Source organism: Stenotrophomonas sp. 22385 (assembly GCF_052045085.1).
Lineage (GTDB): Bacteria > Pseudomonadota > Gammaproteobacteria > Xanthomonadales > Xanthomonadaceae > Stenotrophomonas.
In genome coordinates this window covers 196,843-210,243 of sequence record NZ_JBQEOG010000001.1, presented here as the reverse complement: position 1 = coordinate 210,243, position 13,401 = coordinate 196,843, and the positions used below count along the sequence as shown (strand labels likewise).

Sequence of the window (13,401 nt, the reverse complement as noted above, 5' to 3'; positions counted from 1 at the left end):
CGTTCCTGGGTTACGGCGACACGATGGTGGCGGTATCGCCCTCCTGTCCGATCAGTGCAGCATTGGCCCAGTTGCCACACACCTGTGCGGGCTGCGTGCCTTGTGCGCCCAGCGTGCGCAGGCTCAAGCGCTGCAGGCCGCGGATATCCAGTTCAGGTTTGACCACGCCCGGCGCCGTCACCAGACCGCTGTCATAGAGCAGGCGGTCATCGCCCCAGATCTGGAACTGCATGCCACCGGCGCTGCGGCAGGCATCGTCAATGCCCAGGTCGGCACGCAGCAGGCGCCACTGGCCCTGCAGCTGCAGGTCGATGCGGCTGGCCGGGCCCACGCCAAGGCCATGGCGGAACAGCAGGCCATTCATGCGCATGGGTTGGCCGCCCTGGAAGGCGAGGTCGGCACGCACCTGTGCGGTGGCCGCAGCCGGCAAGGTCAGTTCGGATAGATAGCGCTGCTGTGCCGGACGTTCTGCCACCTGGTGTTCCAGGATCTGGAACGTGGACAGGGTGATCGGGCCCACGTCGCGTGGCTGCAAAGCATCCACCGCACGAGCCACGCTACCCTGCGCAGCGGTGACCATCGGGTCGCTGCCAGCGGCCCCATCGCCGTCCGGGTTCTGCACGCTGAGCACGCGGAAGCGCAGCAGGCGGCCGGCACGGGCGGGGAAGTCGATCTGCTGCAGGTCCTGCTTCAGCGCCAGGCGGCCGCGCTTGATCGGCTCGCCCCATTCGCCATTGGTGTCGGCCAGGTAGATCTCGTAGTCGCGGATCTGCCCGCTCTTCCAGTGCTGGTCGTTGCGCGGGGCCAGTGCGATGCCGTCGATCAGGCGGCGCTCGCCGAAGCCGATCACCCATTCGTGGGCACCGGTGCGCACGGCCTGATTGCGCACGGTGCGGAACCAGGTAGCCGGATCGTCGTCGAAGGCCTTCTCCAGTTCGTAGCCGCGCTCTTCGGCCGGGCGGTTGACCACCAGCAGGCTGTCGGCCGGCAGCGCGCGGCCCAGCACCGGTGCGGGGGGGAAGACATCGTCTGCGGCGGCCGGTGCCTGCGCGATATCGAGCTGGAAGTCGAGCGGCTGGCGGATGTCGGTGGGGACGGTACGCACGTGCACGGTGCCGCGCCGCTCGCCGGCATCGAAGTACCAGCCTTCCGGCGCGGCCTGCCACGCCGCTGCGTCAGCGAGCATCGGCAGCGCGCGACCCTCCAGGCTGACCGCCGCCGGCTTCTGCCGGCTGAGCACGCGCAGCGCGTAGCGGCGCTTTGCCAGCTGGCCCTGATACTGCCCGCGCACGCCGTCGATGGTCACCTGCACCGGTCCACTGCCCTGCGCCGGGGCCTGCATGGTCACCTGCTGCTGGCTGGATTCGCCCTTCTCGTAGCGACGGGTGTTGCCGTCGTCTTCGTACAGGGTGTACTGCGAGCGGCCCTGCGGATACAGGTCGAAGGTGACCTCATCGAGCGGCTTCTGCCCGTCGTACAACATCTCCGGGTACATCGGCACGATGGCACCGGCGCGCACGAACAGGGGAATGGTGGCCAGGTCGACCGGGCGGTCCAGCTGGCGGCCTTCGGCACCGACCTGCAGCGCGCGGCCATCCCAGTAATCGATCCAGCGCCCCTGCGGCAGGTGGATATCGCGGCGCCATCCCCGGCTGGCCGCCTGGCTGCGGTAGACCGGCGCCACCAGCAGGTCGCGGCCGAGCAGGAACTGGTACTTGTAGGTTTCGTTCCAGGCGTTGGGGTCCTGCGGGTAATCCCACATCAGCGCGCGCAGGATCGGCGCGCCGGTAGTGGCCGCGTCATGTGCCAGCCCGTACATGTACGGGGTCATGCGCATTTTCAGCTTGAGGTAGTCACGGTTGACGCTGCGGTAGGGCTCGTCGAACCACCACGGATGCTTGCGCGCACTCCCCGACCAGCCGGACATGCCCATCAGTACCGGGGTGAAGCTTTTCCACTGCAGGTCGCGGGTGAAGGTTTCGGCACTGCCACCGAAGATCGCATCCACGTCGCCGCTGGCATAGGCCATGCCCGAGAGGCCGGAACCGACCAGAGTGGGAATGTGCCAGCGGATGTAATCCCAGCTGCTGCTCTGGTCGCCCGTCCAGGCCACCGCGTAGCGTTGGATACCGGCCCAGCCCATTACCGTCCACAGGAACGGTCGCGAATCGGAGTTGTGCAGGATGCCGTTGAATGCGGACTGGTTGGCATCCATCGCGAACTGGTGGCCCTTGCCGGTCCAGGCCACGTCCAGCTTCTGCACGCGGCTGCCGGCGGTACCCACTTCCCAGGCGATCTTGTCCACGCAGTTTTCGGTCCACAGCCCGGTCTTGAAGCCGTAGCCGGCCAGGCCCTTCACCGTTTCCGGCAAGGCCTTGTAGCCGCAGCCGTAGCCATCGTTGGGCAGGATCCAGCCGCCGGGCATGTCGTGCTCGCGGTACTGCCTGGCTACGCTGTCGACCACGTCCGGGGTGGTGCCGGTGGGGCCATCGCGCCAGCCTTCCGGCACGCTGCCGGGCTTCTTGATGTTGTCGCCATCGTTGTAGCAGTCGGCATCGCCGTACGAGAACGCCCAGCGCGGCAGCAGTGCGGCGCGCCCCGTCAGTGCGGTGTAGCGGTCCAGCAGCGCGGGCAGGCCCGCGCCAACGAAGTAGTACGCATCAAAGCGATCCTCGCGGTGCAGCAGGATGGCCTGGTCCGCCTGGCGCAGGTCGTAGCTGCCATCGCTCCAGGTGTTGCGCAGCATGCCCCAGCCGCGGGAGCTGAGCAGCATCGGCGCCGGGTTGGGGCGATCGCCCTCTTCCCAGCCGCCGGAATACGACACCTCCAGCTCACGCCCCTTGAAGGCGAAGCGCCCGTTCTGCTGGCCACCGCCGACGAACTGTTCGTCGGCCTGGCTGCTCAGCACCTGCACGCTCTGCGCGGTGTCCAGGTCCAACGGCTGCAGTTCGCGCCACAGTGGCAGGTCCTTGCCGGCCTCGCGCCGGTCCAGTGCAAGGCGCAGCGGCTGGCGCTGGATGTGCAGCACCATCGCATCGGTGCGGATGCGTACTTCGTCGCCATCTTCTTCCAGCTGGAACGGCACGGGAGCCGTCGGCTGCGGCAGCACGATGGGGGCAGCCTTGTCGCCGGCCGGCTGCAGGCTGCCGGTGCGGCTGGCCTGTACGCGCAGCAGGTCGGTGCGCAGCAGGTCCACGCGCACGCTCATGCCGGTATCGGTGGTCAGGGTCCAGGCAGTGGCCGACGCTGCCGGCTCGGCACGTAACGCGCTCAGGTTGCCCGCTGGTGCGGCCAGCGCTGGCGTGGCGGCCAACAGCGCCAGAACAGAGGTAGCCAGTACGGTGCGTCGACAACGGGTAACCACTTCGCCCCCAAGGCCCGCGCTTGGCGGGTGTCCGAAACCAGTGCGGCCGACTATGGGGCAGGCGATCGAAAGATGTCAAGAAATTGAAAAGGAAAAATATTAGGAATTCTACCAAAACGAAAGATGATGCGAAGCACCACTTTCTTTCTGCCCGCTGAATGGGTGAAATTTCCTTTGTCCAGCGAAGGGATAGCGACGTGAATTCCGGCAGAGACCGACATTTCGAATGAAAACTGTGATCGAGACATCTTATTTTAATCTTTCGATATTTGACATTTCGAAAGAAAACGCTGATCGTGCGGTCGCCCAACAGGAATAGCGAATGGACGTCACTCTGCTCCCCGATATGCCCACCTGGCAGCGCCTGGGTGGCGCGCACACCGCTGAAGAGATCGCGCAGCAACCGGCGCTGTGGTTGGCATTGGCCGACGTGTTGGAGGGCGCCCGTGAACGCATCGATGCGTTCCTGGGTGACGCGCTGCGCCGGCCCGGGCAGCGGGTCATCTTTACCGGTGCTGGCAGTTCGGGCTTCATCGCCGAGATGGTCGCCGACCAGATCAATGCGCAGTGGCCGGCAGACGTCCGTGCCATCCACACCACTACCCTGCTCACCCATCCGGCGCTGTACCTGCAGCGCGACCGCCCGACCCTGCTGGTGTCGTTCGGGCGCAGCGGCTCCAGCCCGGAAAGCGTGGCGGCGGTGGACCTGGTGCGGGCGCAGGTGGACGACGCACGCTTCCTGGACATCACCTGCAACGCCGACGGCGCGCTGGCCCAGCGCGGCCAGGGCCGCGGCGATACCCTGTCGCTGCTGATGCCGCCGGCCAGCTGCGACCGTGCCTTCGCCATGACCAGCAGCCTGAGCTGCATGCTGCTGGCTGCGTTGAGCGTGTTCGATGGCGCGTTATGGGCCGAGCGCATTGCGCGCCTGCGCAGCCTGGCCGAGCGCGGTACGCAGGCGCTAGGCAAATGGGACGCCCCGGTCGCAACGCTCGCGCGCGCCGATATCTCGCGTGTGATCTACCTGGGCAGTGGTCCACTGGAAGCAACGGCGCGCGAGGCAGCGCTGAAGGTGCTGGAACTCACCGCCGGCCGGGTGCTGGCGCTGGCCAACAGCCCGCTCGGGTTCCGCCACGGGCCAAAATCCACGCTCGACGGCACCACGTTGGTGGTGGTGCTGCGCAGCGCGCAGCCGCTGGCGCGACGCTACGAGCAGGACCTGCTGGAAGAGCTGCGCCGCGACGGCATCGCCGCGCGCGTGATCTCGGTCGGCCCGGCCGGCGGCGACGGTGCCGACGGCGATTTCCTGCTGGATGTACCTGCCCTGCCCGACCCGTGGCTGGCTCCGCTGTGGCTGGTGATGGCGCAGTGCTTCGCGCTGCAGCGTTCGGCCGCGCTCGGGCTGACCCCGGATAATCCCTTCCCGGATGGCACGGTCAACCGCGTGGTGCAGGGCGTGACGATCCACGCCCATGGCTGAGCACCGCATGCAGACCTGGTACGGCATCGATATCGGCGGCACCAAGATCGAACTGGTGGCCTGCGACGCTGCGCTGAACGTGCATTACCGCCAGCGCGTGGCGACGCCCACGAATGACTTCGCCGCCTTTGTGGCTGCCGTCGGCCAGCTGGTCGACGACGCGGATGCCGCGCTGGGCACGCGTTCCGTTGCCGTAGGCCTTGGCCTGCCCGGCGTGCGCGATCGCGACAGCGGCCGCCAGTTGAGCGCCAACGTGCCCGCGCTGAGTGGCCGCGCGGTGGGGCATGACCTGGAAGCACGACTGCAGCGCCCGCTGGCACTGGGCAACGATCTGCAGTGCTTTGCATTGTCCGAAGCACACGACGGCGCCGCCGCCGGTTACCCCAGCATGTTCGGGGTGATCCTCGGCACCGGCGCAGGCGGTGGCTATTGCCTGGACGGCAAGCTGGTGGCCGGCAACAACGGCATTGCCGGCGAATGGGGCCACTGGAGCCTGCCGGCCACCCTGCAGCTGCGCCATGACCTCCCGCTGCTGGACTGCGGCTGTGGCCTGCGCGGCTGCCTGGAGCGCTATGTCTCCGGCAGCGGCCTGGCGTTGATCCATGAACGCCATGGCGGCCTGGCCTGCGACGCCACCGCCGTGGTGGAGCAGGCGCAGGCCGGCGATCCGATCGCGCTGCAGGCACTGGCCATCCACCGCGACCTGCTCGGCTACAGCTTCGCCAGCCTGATCCTGGCGCTGGACCCGCACGTGATCGTGCTGGGCGGCGGGCTGTCGAAGCTGGAGCAGTTGTACCGCGACCTGCCTGCCGCCATTGCGCCCTACCTGTTCAACGGGGTGCGCGTGCCGCCGATCCTGCCGCCGGCCTTCGGCGATGCCGGCGGTGCACGCGGCGCGGCGCTGCTGGCGCGCCAGCACCATCCCGCGCACTGAGTCCTTTCTTTCCGTTCCGCTGCACCTGGAGTGTTGCCATGTCCGCCGTCCAATCGTTGATCGACGCCCATCGCCAGGGCCGGCCCGTTGGCCTGTACAGCGTGTGCTGCAGCAACGAGCAGGTGCTGCTGGCCGCCATGCAGGTCGCGCGCGCGCACGGTACCGTGCTGCTGATCGAAGCCACCTCCAACCAGGTCGACCAGTTCGGCGGCTACACCGGCATGACCCCGCCGCAGTACCGCGATTACGTGTTGCAGCTGGCGCGCAGCCAGGGCTTCCCGGCGGAGCGGCTGATCCTGGGCGGCGACCATCTCGGCCCGAACGCCTGGCAGAAGGGACCGGCCGAGGTCGCGATGGCCAATGCACGCACCCTGATTGCCGCCTATGTGGCCGCCGGCTTCCACAAGATCCACCTCGATTGCAGCATGTCCTGCGCCGATGACCCGACCCCGCTGCCGGATGCGATCGTGGCCGCGCGCTCAGCCGAACTTGCGCGCATCGCCGAACGCACCGCCGCGGAGAACGGACTGCCGCCACCGGTGTACGTGATCGGTACCGAAGTGCCGGTGCCTGGCGGCGAAGCGTCGTTGCAAGGCGGGTTGGCCGTGACCACGCCCACCGCCGCCGCCATCACGCTGGCGATCCATCGCGAGGCGTTCTCCACACCGGATCTGTTGCCCGCCTGGGAACGCGTGATTGCGATGGTGGTGCAGCCCGGCGTGGATTTCGACCACAGCAGCGTGCACCACTATGACCCGGCTGCCGCCCGCGAGCTGTCCGCGTTCGTGGAAACCCAGCCGCGCATCGTGTTCGAAGCGCATTCCACCGATTACCAGACCGAAGCCGGCCTGCATGCGCTGGTGCGCGACCACTTCGCCATCCTCAAGGTCGGGCCGGCGGCGACGTATGCGTTCCGCGAAGCGGTGTTCGCGCTGGCGATGATCGAGCGCGAGCTCCTTCCCGCTGCGGAAGCGTCACGGATCATCGACGTGCTGGACCGCTGCATGCTCGACAAGCCGGGCAGCTGGGCCAGCTACTACCAGGGCGACGCGCACGAGCAACGCCTGCTGCGCGCCTATTCCCTGAGTGACCGCAGCCGCTACTACTGGGGTGAACCGTCCGTGCAGGCCGCGCTGGCCACCCTGATCGACAACCTCACCCGCCATGCCCCCCCGCTGATGCTGCTCAGCCAGTACCTGCCCGAACAGCTGCGCGCCGTGCAGGCCGGTGAGCTGGCGGCCGAACCGCTTGCGCTGATCCGGCACAAGGTGGGGCTGCGCTTGGCCGAGTACGCCCGGGCTTGCGCTCGCAATGCGTTCGGCGCAGATAACGAAGCTTTTTCTGCGACGGAGCTTTCGGAACGGTAAGCTTCGGCTTTCCTTCCGAACGGAATCGCCCCCATGCGCAACACACGGCAGCGCCGCCAACAGATCCTGCAGTTGCTGGTCGAACACGGCAACGTGCAGGTCAGCGAACTGGTGGAGCGCTTCGGCGTCTCGGCAGTGACCATCCGCGCCGACCTCACCCACATCGAAGCGCAGGGCCTGGCCACGCGTACCCACGGCGGCGCCACCCTGGTGCGCAAGCCGCCGCTGGAGCAGGATATCCATGAGAAGGACACCCTGAACCTGCCGCTGAAGGACAGCATCGGCGCGCATGCCGCGCGACTGGTGCGGGCCGGCGACAACATCATCATCGATTCGGGTTCGACCACCATGACCCTGGCACGCCACCTGCGCGAACACCGCGACGTGACGGTGATGACCAACGGCCTGAACATCGCCTGGGAGCTGGCCAACGCACCGGGCGTGGAACTGCTGCTCACCGGTGGCCTGCTGCGCAAGCAGTCGCTGTCGCTGCAGGGCAGCCAGGCCGAAGCCAGCCTCAACACCTACAGCTTCGACACCCTGTTCCTGGGCGTGGACGGGCTGGACCTGCAGTTCGGGCTCACCACCCACCATGAAGCCGAGGCCCGCCTCAACCACCGCATGGTGGAGCGCGCACGCCGCGTGGTGGTGCTCACCGACGCCTCCAAGTTCGGCCACGTCAGCCTGCACCGCATCGCCCGCCTGGACCAGGTCCACACCATCATCACCGACGCCAGCATCGATGCAGAGTACCTGGAAGGGCTGCAGAAGCTGGGCATCGAAGTGATCATTGCCGAGTCGCCGCCTTGAACCCGGTTTCCACCCTGCATGGCCGCGTGCTGACCCCGTTCGGGTGGGTGCGCGGCGACATCGCCTTTGACCAGCGCATCGTGTCGATCAACAGCGCCCACGCCGACCCCCGTGGCGATGACGAGGTGCCGCTGATCCTTCCCGGTTTCATCGACCTGCACGTGCATGGCGGTGCCGGGGTGGACATCATGCAGGGCGGGGATACCGCGCAGACGGTGGCGCGCGCGCACGCGCGGCATGGCACCACCGCGCTGCTGGGCACCACCATGACCGCCGAGGCGGACGACATCGTGCGTGCGCTGCAGGGCCTCTCCACCGCGATTGCGCAGCGCGACAGCGGCATGGCGCGTGTGTTGGGCGTGCACCTGGAAGGCCCGTTCATCAGCGCCGAGCGCCTGGGTGCGCAGCCGCCGCTGGTGGTGGAAGCCACGCTTGAGGATGTGCGCCGCCTGCACGCCATCGCGCCGATCAAGGTGCTGACCCTGGCGCCGGAGATCGGCCAGCACCTGGCATTGATTCCCGCGTTGAGCGAACTTGGCATCCGTGTGCAGCTGGGTCACAGCGCCGGCAGTTACGGGGAGGGCGTGGCCGCGCTCGAGGCGGGCGCCGCCGGCTTCACCCACCTGTTCAACGGCATGACCGGCGTGGACCACTACCAGCCCGGCATCGCCACCGCAGCGCTGGCGCATGCCGAGTACGCCGAACTCATTCCCGACCTTCAGCACGTTCACCCCGGCGCGATCCGCACCGCGCTGCGCGCGATTCCGCGCCTGTATTGCGTGACCGACGCCACCGCTGCCACCGGCATGCCCGATGGCGAGTACGCGCTCGGCGTGCAGCGCGTGCACAAGTGCCTGGGCTGCGTCCGCCTGGAAAGCGGCTCGCTGGCCGGCAGCGCGCTGACCATGGACCAGGCCCTGCGCAACCTGGTTGCGCTGGGACTGGCGCTGGATGACGCATCCAACCGTGTTTCACGCTACCCCGCCGACTATCTGGGCCTGGATGACCGCGGCCGCCTGCAGCCCGGCGCGTGGGCGGATCTGGTCGTGCTCGACCATGACCTGCACGTGCAGCAGGTGGTCGTGGAAGGCGAACGCATCGCGCTTGACTGAGTGATTCCGCGCCGCGTAACGGCGCGTTCCAACGTAGACAGGACCGCACCATGAACGACGCTTCCGCCGTGATGCCCGTGCCCGCTTCCGCCAATGCGCCGCGTTGGCCGGTGCGCTATCTGCTCTTCATCGGCGGCATGGGCGGCCTGCTCTATGGCATCGACATCGGCATCATTGCCGGCGCGCTGCCCTACCTGGAAGCCACGGCCACCGCCAGCTGGCATCTCACCACCCAGCAGCTCGGCTTCGTGGTGGCGGCGGTGCTGCTGGGCAGCGTGCTGTCCTCGTTGTTCGCGGGCGCGGTGGCCGACCTGATCGGCCGGCGCGGCACGATGTTGCTGGCCGGGGTGCTGTTCACCGCGAGCATTCCGGTGATGGCGCTGTCCGAAGGCTATGGGCCGCTGTTGATGGGGCGCCTGCTGCAGGGCATCAGCGGTGGCCTGATCGGCGTGGTGGTGCCGCTGTACCTCGCTGAGGTATTGAGTCCCGAACGGCGCGGACGTGGCGCGGCGATGTTCCAGCTGCTGCTCACCATCGGGCTGGTGCTGGCGGCGGTGATCGGGCTGTACCACGCGCACAGCGTGGATGCTGCCGCGGCCGCGGTGCGCCACCTGCCCGGCGAGGAGCAGCAGCGCCTGTTGTTCGCGGTGAAGGACCATGCCTGGCGCACCATCTTCTGGAGTTGCCTGCTGCCCGGGGTGGTGTTCACCGGCGGCGCGCTGTTTATCAGCGAATCGCCCCGTTGGCTGGTGCGGCGCGGCCGGATCGGGAAAGCGCGTAGTGCCCTGCAGCGCACGGTCGCGCCTGCGGAGGTGGAAGCCACGCTGTCGCGGATGCAGGCGCCCGACGCACCGGCCAGCGACGGCACGCCCGCCAAGCGCGATCCACTGCTGAGCCGCCGCTATGTGTGGCCTTTCGTACTGGCCTGCCTGGTGCTGGCCTTCACCCAGGCCACCGGCATCAACTCGGTGCTCGCCTATGCGGTGAACATCCTCAACCAGGCCGGGCTTCCTGGCGCGGTGGCCAACTGGGCCGATGTCTCGATCAAGCTGCTCAATGCGCTGATGACCATCGTCGCGCTGGTGCTGGTGGATCGCAAAGGCCGCAAGTTCCTGCTGATGCTGGGCACCGGCGGCATCACCATCGCCCTGCTCGGTGCGGCCCTGCTGTTCGTGCGCAGCGAGCATGGGCGGCTGGATGTCCAGGCCGCGCTGCAGCAGCAGGTGTACCGGCAGTCACTGTCGCTGCCGATGGATGCCGCGCAGTGGCGGCGGCTGGATGGCAACGCCGACGGGCAACCGCTGCAGCTCACGGTGTCCTACGCCTACGGCGGCTTCAGCAACGTGCGTTCGCTGCGCAGCGACAATCCCATCGATGCCACGCTGCAGATCCGCCGCGAAGACGCGGTCTCGGCCGACAGCGTGATCGGCGCGTTCTTCCGCCGCATCCACCTCAATCCGTTCCCGGACCCGGCCGCCGCCGTGCAGGCACCGCTGGTGATCGAACGCGCGGTCATCGGCCCGGTGCCCTCGCCTACCCACGGCTGGCTGGTGGCCAGCTGCATCCTGCTGTTCGTGGCGTTCTTCGCGGTCGGCCCGGGCGTATGCGTGTGGCTGGCGCTGTCGGAGCTGATGCCCACCCGCATCCGCTCCAACGGCATGAGCATCGCGCTTCTGCTCAACCAGTTCGTGTCCACCGTGATCGCCGCGATCTTCCTGCCCACCGTGGGCCACCACGGCTACGCCAGCATGTTCTTCTTCTGGGCGGGTTGCACGCTGCTGTACTTCCTGGTGGCCGCATTCCTGCTGCCGGAAACCAAGGGCAAGACGCTGGAGGAGATCGAAGCGCGGTTCCGCTAGACAGCGCTACGGTCGCCCGGTGAGCCGGGTAACCAGCGCGGCGGCTTCGTCTGCCTCAAGGCCCGAGGTCATCATGCTCTCGCCGAAGGGGCCGCTGAGGGTTGCCCGGGAGATCGGTTCGCCATCGACGGTGAGCACCATCGTCCGTCCGACCAGGCGCTCGGTGGCGCTATGGATGCGCGGCGCGGCGGCCTCGGTGAACGCGTAGTACACGGTGGCCTTGCCTTCCGCGTCGAGCGCCTGGTGCACCCGGGCAATAGCGCCCGTTGTGAACACGGGCGGATTGGCGAGTTTGACAGTCTCCCCATCGGCGAAGCGCACCTCGACGCCCGGCTTGCCGTCTTCGGCGACCGGGCGCATTTCGATGCGTACATCGGTGCGCGGCGGGTTGCCCTGCGCAGCAGGGGTCAGCCCCGCCTTTTCGTCCTGGTTGCATGCCGTGACCAGCAGCAGGCTGGCTGCTGCCAGGCACCATCGCCATCCGTTGCGCATTGCGATACTCCCGTTGTTTCGAGCATTGTGGCCCGAACCGGGGCGTTCAACGCAACCTGCGCAGCCGCAGTTCCGGAGCCTGGCTAATGACGGTGTTCCTGGGAGGAGGTCCAACCGCGATGCCAGGCCTACGTCCTGTGCAGGCCATGGCAAGGTTCACGGCGCCCGGGCGCAGACCCACAGCATGGCCTCCTGCAGGCCGGACCGGCGCAGCGCCCTCACGGCGGCGTCCAGAGTCGCCCCGGTGGTCATCACATCATCCACGAGGACCAGCCGGGCCGGCGGGCTCGCCCGCACGGCGAAGGCGCCTTTAAGGTTCTGGCGACGCGCGTCGGCGTCCAGCGTGGACTGGGCCAGGGTCGCCCGGCTGCGGCACAGCCCGGTCCACAGCGGCAACTGCAGCCCCCGCGCCAGCGGGCGGGCCAGTTCCCGGGCCTGGTCGTAACCCCGCTCACGCAGCCGACGACCATGCAGCGGCATTGGCAGCAGCGGGTACTGCGCGAAGTGCGGCACTGCGTGCAGCATCAGCTGCGAGAGCAGCCGCCCGGCGGCCAGGTCCTGGTGGAACTTGAAGCGCAGCACCAGCCGGTCGATCGGCGGCGCATACAGGAAGGTCGCCGCCGCCCCGACCTGCCGCGGCGGTGCGGTCAGGCAGGCACCGCACACCTCGGCCGGTTCGTCCGGCGGCAGCGGCAGCGCGCACATCGGGCAGGCATGGTCGTTCCAGGGAAGCTCGGCGTAGCAGGCGGCGCACAGATCCAGACCGTCGTTTCCCGGATGGGCGCAGACCAGGCAACGCAGCGGCAGGCAGTGATGCCCCAACCAGCCCAGCGCATCGTAAACTTTTCGAAAGTCCATATGGTTGACAGCCTCCTTCAACCTCACCAGACTGCCGCCCCTTCGTTCCCCAATCTGTCAGGACACTCCCATGGCTTCTGTCATCCGCCACGACTGGCACCCCGAGGAGCTGCTGGCGCTGTTCAACCTGCCCCTCCCGGAGCTGCTGTACCGGGCGGCGGCCGTGCACCGGGAGCACTTCGATCCCACCGAGGTGCAGGTCTCAACCCTGCTCTCGGTCAAGACCGGCGGCTGCCCGGAAGACTGCGCGTACTGCCCGCAGGCCCAGCGCTACGACACCGGGGTGAGCGCGCAGAAGCTGATGGCCACCGACGACGTGGTCGCCAAGGCCCGCCTGGCCAAGGCCGCCGGGGCCTCGCGGTTCTGCATGGGCGCGGCGTGGCGGTCGCCCAAGGACCGCGACATCCCCAAGGTGGCGGCGATGATCCGCGAGGTGAAGGCACTGGGCCTGGAAACCTGCGCCACGCTGGGCATGCTGGACGGCGCGCAGGCCATGGCCCTGCGCGAGGCCGGGCTGGACTACTACAACCACAACCTGGATACCGCGCCGGATTACTACGACTCGATCATCCACACCCGCCAGTACCAGGACCGGCTGGATACGCTGCAACACGTGCGCCAGGCCGGGCTGAAGACCTGCTGCGGCGGCATCGTCGGCATGGGCGAAACCCGTGCGCACCGCGCCGGCCTGCTGCTGGCGCTGGCCAACCTGCCCGCGCACCCCGATTCAGTGCCGATCAACCGGCTGGTGCAGGTGCCCGGCACGCCGCTGCATGGCAGTGCCGAACTGGACCCGTTCGAGTTCGTGCGGATGATCGCCGTGGCGCGCATCGTGATGCCCAGGGCGATGGTGCGGCTGTCGGCGGGGCGCGAGGCAATGAACGATGAGCTGCAGGCGCTGTGCTTCCTGGCCGGGGCCAACTCGATTTTCTACGGCGAAAAGCTGCTGACCACCGGCAACCCGGACACCGAACGCGACCTGGCCCTGTTCAGCCGGCTGGGCTTGCGCCCGATGGCGGTGCAGGTGGATGCGTCCGGGCATGACCACCCCGGTACCGTGCATGCCGATATCACCGGGGGCGGTGGCTGCGGACAAGCGGCCTGAGCCCTTCCCCGGGCGGTGCA

The 13,401-nt window shown here is 68.2% G+C and carries 10 protein-coding genes; 7 read left to right on the top strand and 3 right to left on the bottom strand.

Annotated features, from left to right (window positions below; translation table 11 throughout):
• Nucleotides 1-10 precede the first annotated feature (10 nt).
• On the bottom strand, nt 11-3,316 hold the full coding sequence (locus tag ACTJI4_RS00850) for a TIM-barrel domain-containing protein (protein ID WP_440868616.1): 3,306 nt from the start codon (nt 3,314-3,316) through the stop codon (nt 11-13).
• A gap of 370 nt (nt 3,317-3,686) precedes the next feature.
• On the opposite strand from ACTJI4_RS00850, the gene ACTJI4_RS00845 reads away from it, so the two are divergent.
• The 6 genes from ACTJI4_RS00845 to ACTJI4_RS00820 are packed head-to-tail and all read left to right on the top strand — an operon-like array spanning nt 3,687 to nt 10,926.
• Nucleotides 3,687-4,844: an SIS domain-containing protein gene (locus ACTJI4_RS00845; protein WP_392922508.1), complete on the top strand. Its 1,158-nt coding sequence runs from the start codon at nt 3,687-3,689 to the stop codon at nt 4,842-4,844.
• Nucleotides 4,837-5,778 (top strand): ROK family protein, encoded by a 942-nt coding sequence (locus ACTJI4_RS00840; RefSeq protein ID WP_440868263.1) that lies wholly within the window; start codon nt 4,837-4,839, stop codon nt 5,776-5,778. Before ACTJI4_RS00845 ends, ACTJI4_RS00840 begins: the two co-directional genes overlap by 8 nt.
• A gap of 38 nt (nt 5,779-5,816) precedes the next feature.
• Entirely contained in the window at nt 5,817-7,145 is a 1,329-nt protein-coding gene (locus tag ACTJI4_RS00835; protein WP_440868262.1) for a D-tagatose-bisphosphate aldolase, class II, non-catalytic subunit, read from the top strand.
• A 33-nt stretch (nt 7,146-7,178) separates the two neighbouring features.
• Entirely contained in the window at nt 7,179-7,955 is a 777-nt protein-coding gene (locus tag ACTJI4_RS00830; RefSeq protein ID WP_068854349.1) for a DeoR family transcriptional regulator, read from the top strand.
• Nucleotides 7,952-9,067: an N-acetylglucosamine-6-phosphate deacetylase gene (nagA, locus tag ACTJI4_RS00825; protein ID WP_392922497.1), complete on the top strand. Its 1,116-nt coding sequence runs from the start codon at nt 7,952-7,954 to the stop codon at nt 9,065-9,067. Before ACTJI4_RS00830 ends, nagA begins: the two co-directional genes overlap by 4 nt.
• 50 nt (nt 9,068-9,117) lie before the next feature.
• A complete protein-coding gene (locus tag ACTJI4_RS00820; protein WP_440868261.1) occupies nt 9,118-10,926 on the top strand; it encodes an MFS transporter in 1,809 nt (602 codons plus the stop codon).
• Between the two features lie 6 nt (nt 10,927-10,932).
• Here the strand turns inward: ACTJI4_RS00820 and ACTJI4_RS00815 are convergent, their stop codons facing one another.
• A complete protein-coding gene (locus ACTJI4_RS00815; protein ID WP_392922491.1) occupies nt 10,933-11,418 on the bottom strand; it encodes a SecDF P1 head subdomain-containing protein in 486 nt (161 codons plus the stop codon).
• Nucleotides 11,419-11,574: 156 nt separating this feature from the next.
• A complete protein-coding gene (locus ACTJI4_RS00810; RefSeq protein ID WP_392922488.1) occupies nt 11,575-12,276 on the bottom strand; it encodes a ComF family protein in 702 nt (233 codons plus the stop codon).
• 70 nt (nt 12,277-12,346) lie between these two features.
• Between ACTJI4_RS00810 and bioB the strand changes: the two genes are divergently transcribed.
• A complete protein-coding gene (gene bioB, locus ACTJI4_RS00805) occupies nt 12,347-13,381 on the top strand; it encodes a biotin synthase BioB (protein WP_392922485.1) in 1,035 nt (344 codons plus the stop codon).
• The last annotated feature ends 20 nt before the right edge of the window (nt 13,382-13,401 follow it).